This is a genomic window from Bifidobacterium sp. ESL0827 (assembly GCF_052606685.1).
In genome coordinates this window covers 760,881-775,192 of the sequence record NZ_CP199597.1, presented here as the reverse complement: position 1 = coordinate 775,192, position 14,312 = coordinate 760,881, and the positions used below count along the sequence as shown (strand labels likewise).

At 60.4% G+C, this 14,312-nt stretch carries 12 protein-coding genes and 1 tRNA gene; 1 reads left to right on the top strand and 12 read right to left on the bottom strand.

Annotated elements, in window-relative coordinates:
- Positions 1–30 precede the first annotated feature (30 nt).
- From tsaD to ACUIAI_RS02875, 12 genes are all read right to left on the bottom strand, one after another.
- Positions 31–1,074, bottom strand: coding sequence for a tRNA (adenosine(37)-N6)-threonylcarbamoyltransferase complex transferase subunit TsaD (gene tsaD, locus ACUIAI_RS02930; protein ID WP_445342587.1), 1,044 nt, complete (start codon positions 1,072–1,074; stop codon positions 31–33).
- Positions 1,067–1,579, bottom strand: coding sequence for a ribosomal protein S18-alanine N-acetyltransferase (rimI, locus tag ACUIAI_RS02925; RefSeq protein ID WP_445342586.1), 513 nt, complete (start codon positions 1,577–1,579; stop codon positions 1,067–1,069). Before rimI ends, tsaD begins: the two co-directional genes overlap by 8 nt.
- Positions 1,576–2,364 carry a tRNA (adenosine(37)-N6)-threonylcarbamoyltransferase complex dimerization subunit type 1 TsaB gene (gene tsaB, locus ACUIAI_RS02920; RefSeq protein ID WP_254477129.1) on the bottom strand — a complete coding sequence of 263 codons (789 nt, stop codon included), beginning with the start codon at positions 2,362–2,364 and terminating at the stop codon, positions 1,576–1,578. Before tsaB ends, rimI begins: the two co-directional genes overlap by 4 nt.
- The gene (tsaE, locus tag ACUIAI_RS02915; protein WP_254477128.1) at positions 2,361–2,963 is read right to left on the bottom strand and encodes a tRNA (adenosine(37)-N6)-threonylcarbamoyltransferase complex ATPase subunit type 1 TsaE; all 603 of its coding nucleotides are present in this window, start codon (positions 2,961–2,963) and stop codon (positions 2,361–2,363) included. Before tsaE ends, tsaB begins: the two co-directional genes overlap by 4 nt.
- Positions 2,960–3,937, bottom strand: a complete 978-nt coding sequence (gene holA, locus ACUIAI_RS02910; RefSeq protein ID WP_254477127.1) for a DNA polymerase III subunit delta — start codon at positions 3,935–3,937, stop codon at positions 2,960–2,962. The genes tsaE and holA overlap by 4 nt, the downstream gene beginning before the upstream one ends.
- Positions 3,934–5,454, bottom strand: a complete 1,521-nt coding sequence (locus tag ACUIAI_RS02905) for a ComEC/Rec2 family competence protein (RefSeq protein WP_445342585.1) — start codon at positions 5,452–5,454, stop codon at positions 3,934–3,936. The genes holA and ACUIAI_RS02905 overlap by 4 nt, the downstream gene beginning before the upstream one ends.
- A gap of 659 nt (positions 5,455–6,113) precedes the next feature.
- Positions 6,114–6,779: a ComEA family DNA-binding protein gene (locus ACUIAI_RS02900; protein WP_445342584.1), complete on the bottom strand. Its 666-nt coding sequence runs from the start codon at positions 6,777–6,779 to the stop codon at positions 6,114–6,116.
- A gap of 100 nt (positions 6,780–6,879) precedes the next feature.
- On the bottom strand, positions 6,880–9,849 hold the full coding sequence (gene leuS / locus ACUIAI_RS02895) for a leucine--tRNA ligase (protein WP_445342583.1): 2,970 nt from the start codon (positions 9,847–9,849) through the stop codon (positions 6,880–6,882).
- 75 nt (positions 9,850–9,924) lie between these two features.
- A complete protein-coding gene (locus ACUIAI_RS02890) occupies positions 9,925–10,755 on the bottom strand; it encodes a glutamate ABC transporter substrate-binding protein (RefSeq protein WP_110412739.1) in 831 nt (276 codons plus the stop codon).
- 9 nt (positions 10,756–10,764) lie between these two features.
- Positions 10,765–11,715, bottom strand: a complete 951-nt coding sequence (locus tag ACUIAI_RS02885; protein WP_029678922.1) for a magnesium transporter CorA family protein — start codon at positions 11,713–11,715, stop codon at positions 10,765–10,767.
- 106 nt (positions 11,716–11,821) lie between these two features.
- A complete protein-coding gene (locus ACUIAI_RS02880) occupies positions 11,822–12,634 on the bottom strand; it encodes a DUF1287 domain-containing protein (RefSeq protein ID WP_445342582.1) in 813 nt (270 codons plus the stop codon).
- Between the two features lie 5 nt (positions 12,635–12,639).
- On the bottom strand, positions 12,640–13,665 hold the full coding sequence (locus tag ACUIAI_RS02875; protein ID WP_445342581.1) for a D-2-hydroxyacid dehydrogenase: 1,026 nt from the start codon (positions 13,663–13,665) through the stop codon (positions 12,640–12,642).
- Between the two features lie 213 nt (positions 13,666–13,878).
- Between ACUIAI_RS02875 and ACUIAI_RS02870 the strand changes: the two genes are divergently transcribed.
- Positions 13,879–13,951, top strand: a tRNA-Ala gene (locus tag ACUIAI_RS02870).
- The last annotated feature ends 361 nt before the right edge of the window (positions 13,952–14,312 follow it).

Sequence of the window (14,312 nt, the reverse complement as noted above, 5' to 3'; positions counted from 1 at the left end):
ACCTTCGTATCCGACAACTTGGCGTGTCGATTACATCAGGATCCTGTCCATAGGCATCGCCGAATCAATGGAGAAATCAGAAGCAGAGGGAGACAGGCCAGCCTGGACCAGATTGACGCCTAGCATGGCCACCATGGCACCATTGTCTGTGCACAGGTTGACCTTCGGAATGCGGATCTTAACGCCTTCCCGGTCGCCGAACTCCTGAAGCTTGCCGCGCAGCTGCGAGTTGGCCGAGAACCCGCCGCCGACGATCAGGGTATCCGTGCAGAACCTGCGACAGGCGGCCATGGCCTTGCAGGATAGGACGGTGGCCACGGAATCCGCCAAGGAGGCGCAGACGTTATCAACGGGGATATCGAGCCCGGCCTGCTGTCTGCGTTCGACCCATCGAGCCACGGCGGTCTTGACCCCGGAGAAGCTGAAGTCATAGGGATGCTCGGCTCCAGCCCGGCCCTTTGTCAGCCCCTGGGGCACAGCGATGGCGTGAGGATCGCCCAGACGGGCATGGCGATCTATGTGGGGACCGCCAGGATAGGGGAAGCCAAGCAGGCGTGCAATCTTGTCGAAGCACTCCCCCGCCGCGTCGTCCAGAGTAGTACCCACCACCTGGACCGATCGCGCCAGGTCATCCACATGCAGCAGCGAAGTGTGGCCGCCGGAGACGATCAGGGCCAGGGCGTTCTGTGGGAAGGGACCGAATTGGAGCTGAGTGACAGCTATATGGCCGATGACATGGTTGACGCCGTACAGGGGCTTTTTCGCCGCCCAGGCCAGTGCCTTGGCACCGGAAACACCTACGGCCAGGCATCCAGCCAGTCCAGGACCAGCCGAGACCGCTATCGCGTCGATCTGGGAAAGGTCCATATCTGCATCATTCAGGGCCTTGGAAACGACCGGCACAAAGGACTCAGCGTGTGCCCGCGAGGCGATCTCGGGTATGACACCACCATAGCGGGCGTGCTCGTTCATGGAGGACGCCACCACGTTGGACAGCAGCCGGTTGCCCTGAACCAGGGCGGCCGCGGTCTCGTCACAGGTGGATTCGATGCCAAGCACCAGAGGCTCACTCATGGTCAATGATCCTTTCCTGTCCCTTTGAAAGCTTGTTGCCGCCAAAGCCCACCGGACCCGGTCCGACCGAGCTTAAGGGCCTGGTCATAGCCCAGGCATCCACGTCTTCGGGCTGATAATAGCCTTTACGCAGACCCGTTTGTGAGAAGCCGAAGTCCTTGTAGAGGTCAATGGCAGCGGAGTTGTCTACACGGACCTTCAGATCCATGCGCTGCAACCCCTCATAGTCGGCTGAAGCGATCAGCTTGGTCAACAGAGAACCCGCAATGCCCCGATTCCGGGCTTCCGGTAGCACTCCCATAGTCATCAGCTCGGCATCCCTTTCGCCCGACCAATACCCTCCGTAACCCAAAATGGCACTCTGGTCTTCCCATACCAGGTATGTGCGTGAAGGTCCAGACAACTCAAATCGCAGCTCCTGCCAACTCCAGGCCTGGTCGCCGAAGACGCGCGTCTCCAGATTGATAAGCTGGTCCAGATCCCCCAAGGCCGCTGCGCGAATCATGATTGGACAGCCACGTGCTTAAGCGGATTGGGAACCGAGACGTCCGGTCGACGAAGGTAAAGCGGCTCCACGGGGTCAATCAGCCCCTGCTGGGCACGTCGGCATGCACAAGCAGCCATCAGACTTGTCCCCTGTGTCCCATCCAACAGGAAGGATCCTTCGTCCAGCATCACCTGTATATCAGAACAATTATCCAGACGCTCCCACTGGTCAGCGTAGCGACCAGCTCCATGGCCGCTAATAACCAGAACAACAGGACCCTGGTCCAGAGACTCCTGCCCTTCTGCAATAACCGCGATTTTCTCACAGACAACGGCTGGGTAGTCGATGCTCATTTCGGTCAGCGGCCGGGCCGGGGCTTCCACATCTCCAAAGTCGTCAAAGAGACGGTAGTAAAGCTGCCGACGTCGAGCATCGTTGACAGCCAGGACCAGAAGCCGGATGTGGTCTTGGCCCTTCTGCTTGAACCGGCTGTAAGCATAGCGGGCCTGCGGCTCCAGAATGTCCTGGCCCAGCAGATGGGCACCCGTGGCAAACGCCAAGGCTTTGGCGGTGACGATGCCTGCCCGCAGACCGGTGAAAGGCGCAGGGCCCAGTCCCACCACGATGGTGCTCAAATCTTCTGCAGACAGCCCGGCCTGGTCCATGACCTTGGCGATATTGACCTGGAGACGTTCCACATGCGAGCGCGAATCGCTCTCTATGCACGGCTCCCGCCCGGGCAGTCCCACAGTCGAGCCATATGAGGTATCGATCACCAAAAGGGGCGTATCGGTCCCGCTCATGCCGTCATCGCCTTTCTCAGCTGCTCCAATCTGGTGGCCCATGACGGGCCTACTCCACGCAGACGTACCATACGCTGACCCTGGGAGCTGGGTGGCGCGTCAGGATCTTCCCGGGCATCCACGTGTCGGTCGATGACCACTTCCAGACGTTGATCGGCTAGCGCTGAGGCCATCTGCTCGCCCCATTCCATCAGCACGATGGTGCTTTGGCCCGGATCCTCCAACTCCTCATCCAAACCCAGGGACTCCAACTCGTCCAGGAGCCGATCAACAGCATCCTCGCCAGGCAGATAGTCCTGTCCACCCAGCCGGTACGCATCCACGTGGATCAGGGTGACCCGCGAGCCGTCGGACAGATGGCCATGCAGCTCTCTTGCGATGGTGAACGTGGGCGAGACCACAGGGCCGTCCACTCCAAGTCCGCTGCCCAGCCCCTGGGCCAGGGTGGTCTTACCCGCCCCCAGAGGTCCGGACAGAAGAATCACATCCCCACCATGCAGACAGGAGGCCAGGTTTCTGCCCAAGCGTTGCATATCCTCGCCCGTAGGCACGGCCAGCTCAAACCCATCCTGCTGCCCGGCGCTGTCCCGCAGGCTCATGCCAATGTCCTTCCCTTGGCGGCAATCATCTCCACTGCGCGTTCCAGAGCATAGCGAGCATCGCCGCTGCTGGTCTTGCTGACCTCATCAGCCTGGGCCAAGGCCTCAATGCAGGCCGCCAGACCGGAGGAGGTCCATCCATGCAGCTGCCTCTTGGCTTCTCGTAACTGCCAATATGCGGCCTTGGCCTCGGCTGTGGTGATGGATCCCGACTCGATGGCTGCCTCCTTGCCCAGCGTTCGCAGCTTCAGGGCCAGTACCCCAATCAGGGATATCGGTTCGTTGCCCTGTTCCAGAGCTGAACGCAGTGCGACGACCGCTTGAGCCGGCCTGCCAGCAAGGGCCCTGTCTGCCACAGCGAATCCGGATACAGCCGGGTTATCGGTCAAATACCGGTTGACGATCTCCAAGGTCATGGGATCCTGGTCAAAATCGAAGCAGAGCTGGGAGCACATGGATGCCAGTTCCGGAGTCCGCTCGCCCAGGACATCCACTAGGCGCTGGGCCGCCCGTGGCTGGATGCGACGCTGATGGGACTTGAATTGCCCATAGACGAAGTCGACCTTGTCATCGAACTTCTTCAGATCCGGCATACGCTCTATGACTGCTCCGGCCCGTTCCATCTGGTCCAGAAGCCTGCGGCCCCGGTTGCCCCCGTCATGACGTGCGATGACGATGCTGGATTCGGACCCTGCCGGCTCGTGGCAGAAATCCACCAAGGCCTGTGTCAAGGCCTCGTCGGCCGCCTGCAGATCCTCCAGAAGGACTACGGCCGTCTGACTGAGCAGGGAGGGTCCAACCGCCTCCTGAAAGGCGTAAGCGTCGCAGTCTGCCGCGTCCATCTCTATGTATTCGCTGTCCGGATGATCGGCACATGCCTTTGCACACAGCTCCTTGACGCGCTGCCCGTTGAGGAAGGGATCGCCGCCGACCACTAGATGGACGGAAAGGTTCTCCTGCTGAGCTTTGGTCATGACTCAAATCTCCCTTCATCACTGGACATTAACGACGGTCGCTTTTTGAAGACCAACTGAGCTAGAAGGCCATAGGTCTGCTGCAACCAGCCCCTGATTGCCGACCAAGCCGATGGCCGAAAGGGAACCCCGGAAGCCACGTTTGTCACAGCCGACCATGAGCGATCTTGCCCCCGGGCACGGATGAATTGAATCAGTCGATGAATGATCACGGCCATAACACCCAAACCCACCAGGCAGGCGCTTCCGACTGGCCCCGATGGCCAAGCCGCCGGAGCAGCCACCTCGCCCAGCCACGTAGAGACAAAAGCCATGACCCCGGTGCCCAGGGAGGTCAACCGGGCCAGCAGGAGTCCCAATGCGGGCCATAGCCAGGAAGTGAGCAGGGCCAGCAGGCCGGTCACAGTCGCGACGTCAACCACAGGAGTGACCAGCAGGTTGGCCAGTGGGGCCAGCAGAGGCAGTCCAGGGCTGAACAGCACCTGCACAGGAAGAGTCCCCGCCTGGGCGCATAAAGTTGTGGCCAATGGACGTGCCAGAAATGCTGGAAGATGGTCTTCAAGAAGGGCCATCACACGCCGGTTGCCCAGGCCGATACCCAACACGGCACCACAAGAGAGCGCGAAGCCGAAGCTTGCGGCCATGGATGGACGCAGAATCAGGACCAACAGAACACACCATGACAGCGTGTTCAATGATTGGGCAGGCCGACAGGCAGCCAGAGCCAACGCTGAAAGAAGCCCCATGACCTGAGCTCGCAAGACTGAATCCCCTGGGACCATCAGCATGCCTAAGCCTGGATAGGCAGCAGACAAAACCAAGGCCGTCAGCAAGGGGGGTGAGCGAAAGGCCCGCATGATCGTAACCAGCAGAGAGGCCAGGATCATGAAGTGCCCGCCGGAGACAGCCATCAGGTGAAGGGTGCCCGATGCCTGGAAGTCATGGGTCAGACGGGCGGCATAGGCGGGCTCCACTGCCGGTCTGCCGAGGGAAGACTCGGACAGGGCCTGGTTGCCCAGGATGCCCATAGTCAACCCAGGCACTAGGATCCGCCCCTGGTCTTCCAGTCTGTTGGTCTGTTCGAGAAAGGCCCCTTGCATGCGAGCGATCAATTGTCTGCTGGGCGCTGGTGGGCTGACCTGTTTCATGCCATCTTCCACAGCCAACCAAGGCATTGGACGACCGTACGCTGAAGGTTTCAAGAGTCCTCGCGCACGATACTGTCCACTCTGCTGCAACATGCATGACCGACCGCGGGCAAAGAGCATGATCCGCTCATTGGAAGGCATACGCACTCCGGCCAGAGTCACCCATTGCAGCCTGAGCTCTGTCTGACAATCCCAACCTCGACGAGAGGAGGCACTCATAGGTCCCACAGCCTCGCCACGAATCTCGGCCAGCGCCTTCCCCAGACGGACCTGCCGGGCTGCCGGCCCGCCACGCACTGACGCATGACCGACTGTGGCGGCCAATGCGGTAGTCAAAGCTACCACGGCCAGGACAGCCAGCGTCGGCAACTTCCTATGAGCAAGCCGAGTGGATGCCAAGGTCCGCAAAGCGGAGACAATCACGGAGGACGAACGGAATGAGGAAGAACCGTGAGCAGAATGGTGTCTGAACGGAGTACACGAACTTTCGCCTGAGAATCGGTACAGCCAATAAAAATGAGCACTCCGATAAGTCATGTTCAAATGGCTGGTGCCTCTGACATTCCAACAAGGCGGATTCCAATGGTTTTTCTTCAAACCTCTTTTACTCCAATGATTCTTGTTCCCAGTGCGCGCACAAACTCGAGGCAGCAGCTTCCGTCGACGTGAACGAAGGGACTGACGAAATACCAGACCCCTGTAATGGTGGTCATCTGTAGCTACCAAGCAGACGAGTTTGATGGCGAGCAGGGCCATTGCAATGAGTAATGAGAGCGCCAGGATAATCGGCATCACCCAGACCTTTAAGTCCATACCTCCAACGACCATGCCGCCTTTGGACTCCCCAGCCGTCTTGGCCCAGTCAGCGCGCTTGGCTGATTCGGGCATTGATCCGCCCATGCTCCTGTCCAGGAGCCAGGGGACCAGCAGCGCAACCGCCCAAGCTACACAAGCAGCGGGGAGCATACGAAGATTGCGATTGCCGTTCTCACGATCTGCTACATCCTGATCCCCTGCATGGACGGCCATCATCGCACAACCAGGTATGGGCGTAATCGAGCCAGGGTCTTGGCACCGATACCGGAAACATCCAGGAGCTGATCGACTGATGTATAGCGGCCGCCGATGGCGCGTCGGTGCTCCAGTATTTTTGCTGCCGTGACCGGACCGATTCCCTTGACGTTTTCCAGATCCTGCTGGCTTGCGGCGTTAAGATTCACGCGTCCGGCCTGATTGGCCGTCTTCGTTGAGTCACTGGAGGCCGACGTAGTAGTGGCATTGTCAGCCTGTTCGGCATTTTGAGCGGAGCCTGAGACTGGATCTGCCTTTTCGCTTTCCGCATCACCATGGGTGTTGCGGCTGTGTTCGTTTCCCAAGACATGCTTGCCTCGGTGCGCAGCACTCTTTACATCACTATTCGCCGAAGCCGATGACCTGGCACCGGATTCGTCATCGGCCACTCCTGCAGCCAGGGCATGTCCCTGTTGGGCCAGCAGGGTCAAGCTGACTGCCAGGGCCGCCACCAGAATAAGGATGGCTGTCAAGGCCTGAATCGGCGTAAACGACCAGACAGGCCGATCCCGTCGTGCCAGAGACTCGGCCATTCCTTGGGCTGGCCCCCTTGATCGAACGGATTGATTCAGAGCCAGAGCCTGGATGGGCGGCGCCGGGGGCTGGGTGATGTTGATGCTCATGAGCCCAGCCTGACACGAAAAAGCCCCCCGGTATGAGGTCGAGGGGTTATGTGGTCGAATGTCGTCATCCGTCCACAGCCTGGCTGCGGACAGCGCAGGGTCAGGCTGGCACGACCGAAACGATCCTAGGCGCCTTAACGATGACTTTGCGCGGCTCCTTACCGCCCAGCCGCTCCTGGACGGCGGGTAGTGCCAGGGCCATAGCCTTGAGCTGGTCGGGCGCGATGTCGGGGCTGACCTGCAGTTTGCCGCGAACCTTGCCCTTGACCTGGACCACGGCGGTAACCGTGTCCTCGCCAAGATATCGATCATCCCAGGTCGGCCATTGGGCATGCGCCAGGGACTCCTTATGACCCAGACGGCTCCAGAGCTCCTCACAGATGTGTGGGGCGATGGGCGAAAGCATGAGCACCAGTGGCTCAATGGCTGCCCTGGGCGTCGGATTCAATCCGGTCAGATGGTTGTTGAGCACGATCATCCTGGCGATTGCTGTGTTGGGACGCATGGCCTCCATCTCCACGGTCACATCGTGGATGGTGGTGTTGAGCAGCTTCAGTGTCTTCTGGTCGGGTTCGCCCTCGTCCAGGACAACCTCGCCGGTCTGCTCGTCCACCACATTGCGCCAGAGCCGCTGCAGGAAGCGCATGCCGCCCACCACGTTGCGCGTGTTCCAGGGTCTGGACTCGTCCAGGGGACCCATGCTCATCTCGTAGAGGCGGAAGGTGTCGGCTCCATAAGTGCGGTACATGTCGTCCGGAGTGATGATGTTCTTGAGGCTCTTGCCCATCTTGCCGAACTCGCGGTTAACCGGCTGCCCCTGCCAGGTGTAGCTAACCTTGCCGCCCTCCTCGTGCTCCTCCACCTCAGCGGCGGGCACGTACTGGCCGCGCTGGTCGGTGTATGCGTAGGCTTGGATCATCCCTTGGTTGAAGAGCTTGTGGAAGGGCTCCTTGGACGAGACGTATCCCAGATCGTAGAGGACCTTGTGCCAGAAGCGGGCATAGAGCAGGTGCAGCACCGCGTGCTCCACACCGCCCACGTAGAGGTCGACACCGCCTGACTCCCCGGCCGTAGCATTGTGCTTGGGTCCAAGCCAGTAGTCATATTCCTCCGGATCAACCATGTGCTGGTCATCCTTGGGATCGATGTAGCGCATGTAGTACCAGCAGGAGCCGGCCCAGTTGGGCATGGTGTTGGTGTCCCTGTGGTAGACCTTGGGGCCGTCACCCAGGTCCAGGGTCACGTTCACCCAGTCCTGGTTGCGGCTCAGCGGGGCCTCCGGGCTGGATTGGGCATCCTCGGGGTCAAAGGTCTTGGGCGAATAGTCGGGCACGTCCGGCAGGGCCACCGGCAACTGATCGTCGGGCAGCAGGTGCGGTAGGCCCTGGTTGTCATAGACAACCGGGAAAGGCTCGCCCCAGTAGCGCTGACGTGAGAAGAGCCAGTCACGCAGCCGGTAGGAAACCGTCCCGTGGCCCACCCCGGCCGACTCCAGCCAGGTAGTGACCTTCTCGATGGCCTGGTCAACCCGCAGACCGTCCAGGCTGAGCGGATCGCCAGCGGCCTGGGTAGCCTGGACCGAAGAGTTGACCACAACGCCGTCGTGGGAGACGAAAGGCGCCTTGCCCCGGTAGTCGTCCAGGGTCTGGCCGGAATCAGCCAGTGGGCTGACCGTGTAGACCACGGGCAGGCCGTACTTGACGGCGAAGTCGTAATCACGCTGATCGCCGCCAGGCACAGCCATGATGGCTCCGGTACCGTAGTCCATCAGCACGTAGTCGGCAGTGAAGATGGGCAGCTTGGCCCCGGTGATGGGGTTGACCGCGTACAGCCCGGTAAAGAGGCCGGTCTTGGCCCCGCCCTCGTCCACGCGATCCTTGGCGGTCTTGGCCTCGGCGGCCCTGCGATAGGCTTGCACACCCTCCGCAGGATTGGCATAGCCACCCTTCCACTGTTCAGGCACATCATCAGGCCAGTCATGGGGCAGATGTTGCAGCAGGTCGTGCTCGGGAGAGACCACGGCGAAGGTGGCGCCAAAAAGCGTGTCGGGACGGGTGGTGTAGACCTCCATGGTCTGATCGCCGTCAGGGCTGGGCACGGTGAAGTCCACCGAAGCCCCGTGTGACTCCCCGATCCAGTTGCGCTGCATGAGCTTGACCTTTTCGGGCCAGTCCAGAATGTCCAGATCCTCCAGAAGCCGGTGGCCGTAGGCGGTGATACGCATGGACCACTGCTTGAGCTCGCGCTGGTAGACCGGGTAGTTGCCCCGCTCGGAGCGTCCTTCGGCGGTCACCTCCTCGTTGGCCAGAACCGTGCCCAGCCCGGGGCACCAGTTGACCGGCGAGCGCGAGATGTAGGCCAGGCGGAAGTCGTTGAGCACCTCGGAGCGCTCAGCCTCGTCCAGCTCCTCCCAAGAGGCGTCGGGATGGCCTGGAATGGGCCTGCTTCCGGACTTGAAGGCCTCGACCAGTTCGCTGATGGGCCTGGCCGAGCCCATCCCCCCGTCGGCACGGCGGTAGTCGGGGTCATACCAGGACTCGTAGATGCGCGAGAAGATCCACTGGGTCCAGCGCACGTAGTCGGTATCGATGGTGGCGAAGGAGCGACGATCATCGAAGCTGAGCCCCAGCCGGTGCAGCTGCCAGCGCATGTTGGCGATGTTCTGCTCGGTGGTGACCCGCGGGTGCTGGCCGGTCTGGACGGCGTACTGCTCGGCAGGCAGGCCGAAGGCGTCGTAGCCCATGGCGTGCAGGACGTTCTCCCCCTTCATCCGATGGTAGCGGCTGACCACGTCGGTGGCGATGTAGCCCAGGGGGTGACCCACATGCAGGCCCTTGCCCGAAGGATAAGGGAACATGTCGATGACAAAGTAGGGACTGCGGCCTCCAGCGTGATCTCCCTGGGCATCCGTCAAGTCACCCTTGGTGTTGGCGGCCCAGAAGGTGCCCTCCTTGTCCCAGCGCTGCTGCCAGCGCTCCTCAATAGTCTGAGCCATAGCGGCATCGTAGCGGAATTGAGGCTGATCTGATTCCTGGGTCTGCTGATGATCCCTGTCTTCGTTCGCGTTCATATGGTGAATTATCGCCATTCACATGGACACGGCCAGGCCGATGTCCAGCATCCGTCATCCTGGCGGAATGCGTGCTCAGTGATCGCCGGGCTGCAGGGTGCGGGCAGCGGCATCCATGGAGAAACCAATCGACTTGGATGCCCGGCTCAGAGCAGCCTTAAAGGATCCGTCCCGCATCATCCTCTTCAGGGCCTGGTTGATGACGTCCACCAGCTCCGGATCTCCGTGGGGCAAACCGATACCGTACCGTTCATGGGAGAAGGGATTGCCTACCAGGCGCAGCTGGCCTCCTCCGCGAACATGAGCCAGCCCAGCCAGGGCGAAGTCGTCGCCACTGGCGGCATCGGTGTCCCCGCTGAGCAGAGCTGTGATGCATTCGGGAAACTCCTCACGCTCCTGGACCTGGGCCTGGGGGGCCAGCGAGCGCACCAGAACCCCGGAGGTGGATCCCGCAGCCACGCAAACCCGCTTTTGGGCCAGATCCTCCACCCCGGCAATGTCAGTCTGGGTGCGGCGAACCAGGAGGTCCTGTCCCGCAGCCAGGTAGGGCCCGGCGAAATCCACCAGCTTCTGCCGTTCCTGGGTGATGGAGTAGCCAGCCACGACCATGTCCACCTGGCCCTGTTCGAGCATGTGCTCACGGTCCGCAGGCTTCACTTGGCGAAAAACGATCTGCGACTCGGCGTATCCCAGCTCGTGGACCACATACTGGGCCACGTCCACATCCAGTCCTCGGTACTGGCCGGACTGGGCGAATCCAAGTCCAGGCTGGTCGAAGGAGATGCCCACGCTGATCTTGGGTCCGATGGAACCCGCACGGTAGGAATCCTCCTGAGATCCGCACCCGCTCAGGGGCGCCGCCAGAACCAGTGCCAGCAGAGCCGCCGCAATCCTGCGTGCAAACATGATCGATTCCTACTTGAACATTTTCGAACGTGTCAGGAACCAGGTTACCAAGGCGGTCACCAGGCCTGACAGAATCACCACGACCGCAAATCCCCAGGGCTTGTCAGTAAAGGGCATGCCGAACATGCCTTGGTTGAAGTTCATGCCATACATGGAAAAGATCAGCGTAGGCACCGACAGGCTGATGGAGATGATGGTGAAGATTCTCATGACGTTGTTGACGTTGTTGGAGACGATGGAAGCGAAGGCGTCGGTCATATTTGAAAGCACGCTTGAGTAGATGTTGGCCATCTCGATGGCCTGCTTGTTCTCCGTGATCACATCGCCCAGAAGGTCCTCATCGTCCGGGTAGCGCTTGATCCGCTCCAGGCCGGTCAGCTTCTCAAGGACGATCTCGTTGGACTTGAGGCTGGTGGCGAAATAGACCAAGGTCTTGTTGAGCTCCAGCAGCATGAGGATCTCTCGGTTCTGCATGGAGTGGCGCAGCTTGAGCTCCAGCCGGTCCGACTCGCGGTCGATGATGCGCAGGTATCGCAGGTAGAGGGTGGCGTTGCGGTAGAGGATCTGCAGGATGAAGCGGGACTTCATGAAGGTGTTGAAACCCCGGATGGTGCCCTCCATGAAGGGGTGGAGCAGGACGGTGTCCTGCATGCAGACGGTGACGATCAGATCCTCCGTAACGATGATGGACAGAGGAATGGTCTCATAGTAGTCCCGGCCGTCGCGCTCCTCGGCCCGGGGAATGTCGACGATGACCATGGTGTACTCGTCCTCCACATCCACACGCGAGCGCTCTTCATCGTCCAAGGGGGCACGCAGGTCAGCCAAGTCTATGCCCGTGGTCTGCGAGACGTTGGCCAGCTCGACATCGGTGGGCGCCGATAAGCATATCCATGAGCCCTTGGAAGCCTTGCCGATCTGCTCGATCTGCCCATTCATGGTGCTGAATACTCTCATCATCGCCATCACCGCCTCTCATGCTCGGACCTGGCCGACGTGTCTGGCCGAACCGATAGTAGCAGATAACCAGTTGTCGCCGTGCTCAATTTCGCAGGGTAGTCCCGGGTCACCCCCTCCATGGGCGCAGGACGGCGGGTTGGATTTTGGAGGCGTCGAAGCGGAAATGACCGGTGATGGGACGATGACCGGGCGATCCCAGGTAGTCGTTCTCCCTGGCGCGCTGGCCCATGTTGTGCAGAAGCAGGGGAATACCCCGGCTGTCCCTTTTATCCGAGGCCATGCCGATGTGCCAGGAGGTGTCGAAGATGACAATGTCGCCCTGCTGCCACTGGTCGGTGGCTGCGATGTCGTTGGTCAGACGCTGGGCGTGCCGGGACAGGAATACGCCGAGGACGTTGGTGCGTCTGAAGTCGATGTTCGGATCAGGCCTGCTGATGACTCCGGCATAGGCCCCGGGAGACGAGGCGATGTCAGCGTCGACCATGGCTTTGAGATCGTAGCCGGCCTGTCGGAAGGCCCTCCAGATCTCATCGGTGCAGGCACCCCGGTCATCGGGTGGATAGCCGCCCTGATAGTAGCCGCTGTCATAACGTGGATGGATGCGTGCCTCCTGATGGGCTCCACGCACCATAGCCGTGTAATCGTCCACACCGTCGTGGTTGTAGTCCACAGGCGAGATCAGAGGCGGGTGGACAGCAGTCTGCTCAGGAGAATACCCGGGAGGGCTATGGGAAGCGGTCTTGCGGCCGTTTGCAGAGGAACTTTGATTATCATGGCGAGCAGATCCGACACCCATCAGCCTGCCAGCCAAGGCCAAGGAGCCCGCCACAATCAAAGCAAGCGCCAGCAGAACGGCCACCCACCGCAGAACAGTCGTCCGCCCACGACTGTTGCCGCTACGGCTTTGCTCTGTCGGCACGGCGGTCACCTCATCCGGTTGCGAAGGGGTCTGCCATCCATGAACCGACGAAGATTATCCAGGCAAATTTCCCGAACCTTGTCCATGTTGGAGGGGAGATGAGCTCCCCCGGCTACATGCGGAGTGAGCAGGCAGCGTGGTTGCCTCCAGAGTGGGTGGTCTTCAGGCAGGGGCTCCGGTTCGGACACATCCAGCCCTGCACCGAAAATAACATCCTTATCCAGGACTTGGGCCAGAGCCATGCAGTCCACGGCATCTCCCCTGCCCGCGTTGATCAGCACGGCGGTGGATTTCATCATCTCCAGACGGCGGCCGTCGATGATGTGCCTTGTCTGCGGCGTTGAAGGCAGGGCCAGGGCCACCACGTCCATCTCAGGAAGCAGGGCATCCAGATCGTCAAAACCAGCCAGACGGTCGAACCCCTCCACCGGCTGGTCGGGATGGCGCCTGATGCCGATGGTCTGAGCGCCTACGGCCTTGGCCAGACAGGCGAACGAGGCTCCGATATCCCCTGTGCCTAAAACCAGGACCTGGCAGCCATGCGGCGAAAGGACGGCCCCGCGAGGTTCCCAACGGCCCAAACGCTGATTGTCCCGGTAGGCCGGCAGGTCCTTCATCAGAGCCCACATCATGGCGAACATGTGCTCGGAGACTGACTGCCCGTAAGCGCCTGAGGCACTGGTCAACATGGCGTCCGGAGGGAGAACCCCCGGTTTCAGGTAGGCATCCACACCCGCGCTGCTGGTCTGCAGCCAGACCAGGTTACGGCAGGCAACCACCTGCTCTGCCGGCGGATTACCCAAAATGATCGTGGCCTCCGATCGGAGGGATTGAGGGACATCGATGAGCCAATGCATGCTCTGCCGCATGTCCGTGTCGACAATGAACTCCTGATGAACGCCTAGAGCCGCCTGGAGGAATTCCTGTCGTTCACTCTGGTCCAAGGGCAGGCAGTTGATGATGAGTTGGTCCCCAGGATGGTTCTCGTTCCGCTTTTCAACCCGCACTCCGGCATCGTTTTTGCTGGTCATGGTCCGCCGCCTTTCTGTTGCTGCCGACCCCCTTGGTCGCCCCTTGTTCATCATGCTAGCGCACTTGCAAGCTCAGGAATGACTCAAGACCATTCGAGGATAAAATCCATCAAATAGCTCACAATCCCAGCAATTTCGGGGCAACACACTGAGTTGCTCCATTCGCCAATCCCGGTGTACTATAAGCAAGGCTTCACCAAGCAAGGTAAGCACGGGGCTATGGCGCAGCTGGTAGCGCGTCTCCATGGCATGGAGAAGGTCGGGGGTTCGAACCCCCCTAGCTCCACAGATAGGATCCCGAGGTCAACTCGGGATCATTTTTCATATCCAGTATCTTTGCCAACGTCAAGGTCCTCTCCTCTTACCTCACGCTTAGCCACAGCCAGTACAGGCCAGGGTCATTACCGATACCTGCGTTTTTGCACAGTCAAACTGCCATTATTGACGGGGATCAATCTGTAAAAACACTGTGGCCTGCGGCTCTTCCAATCGTTTTTGGCATAGCCGCAGCGAAGCATCGCAGACTTGCAATCACGAGCAATGGCTATCATGTAACGTTTTAGACCGCTGCTGTATGCAGATTGATAATAATCCTGGGATTTCGGAAGGTCCAGGAGGCTGCCAAGCAGCACATGGCCGCCTCCGCA

Coding starts and splice junctions, on each gene's coding strand:
- tsaB (WP_254477129.1), bottom strand. CDS start 2,364: ATGAGCGGGACCGATACGCCCCTTTTGGTGATCGATACCTCATATGGC.
- leuS (WP_445342583.1), bottom strand. CDS start 9,849: ATGAACGCGAACGAAGACAGGGATCATCAGCAGACCCAGGAATCAGAT.
- tsaE (WP_254477128.1), bottom strand. CDS start 2,963: ATGAGCCTGCGGGACAGCGCCGGGCAGCAGGATGGGTTTGAGCTGGCC.
- ACUIAI_RS02890 (WP_110412739.1), bottom strand. CDS start 10,755: ATGTTTGCACGCAGGATTGCGGCGGCTCTGCTGGCACTGGTTCTGGCG.
- ACUIAI_RS02900 (WP_445342584.1), bottom strand. CDS start 6,779: ATGAGCATCAACATCACCCAGCCCCCGGCGCCGCCCATCCAGGCTCTG.
- tsaD (WP_445342587.1), bottom strand. CDS start 1,074: ATGAGTGAGCCTCTGGTGCTTGGCATCGAATCCACCTGTGACGAGACC.
- rimI (WP_445342586.1), bottom strand. CDS start 1,579: ATGATTCGCGCAGCGGCCTTGGGGGATCTGGACCAGCTTATCAATCTG.
- ACUIAI_RS02885 (WP_029678922.1), bottom strand. CDS start 11,715: ATGATGAGAGTATTCAGCACCATGAATGGGCAGATCGAGCAGATCGGC.
- ACUIAI_RS02875 (WP_445342581.1), bottom strand. CDS start 13,665: ATGACCAGCAAAAACGATGCCGGAGTGCGGGTTGAAAAGCGGAACGAG.
- holA (WP_254477127.1), bottom strand. CDS start 3,937: ATGACCAAAGCTCAGCAGGAGAACCTTTCCGTCCATCTAGTGGTCGGC.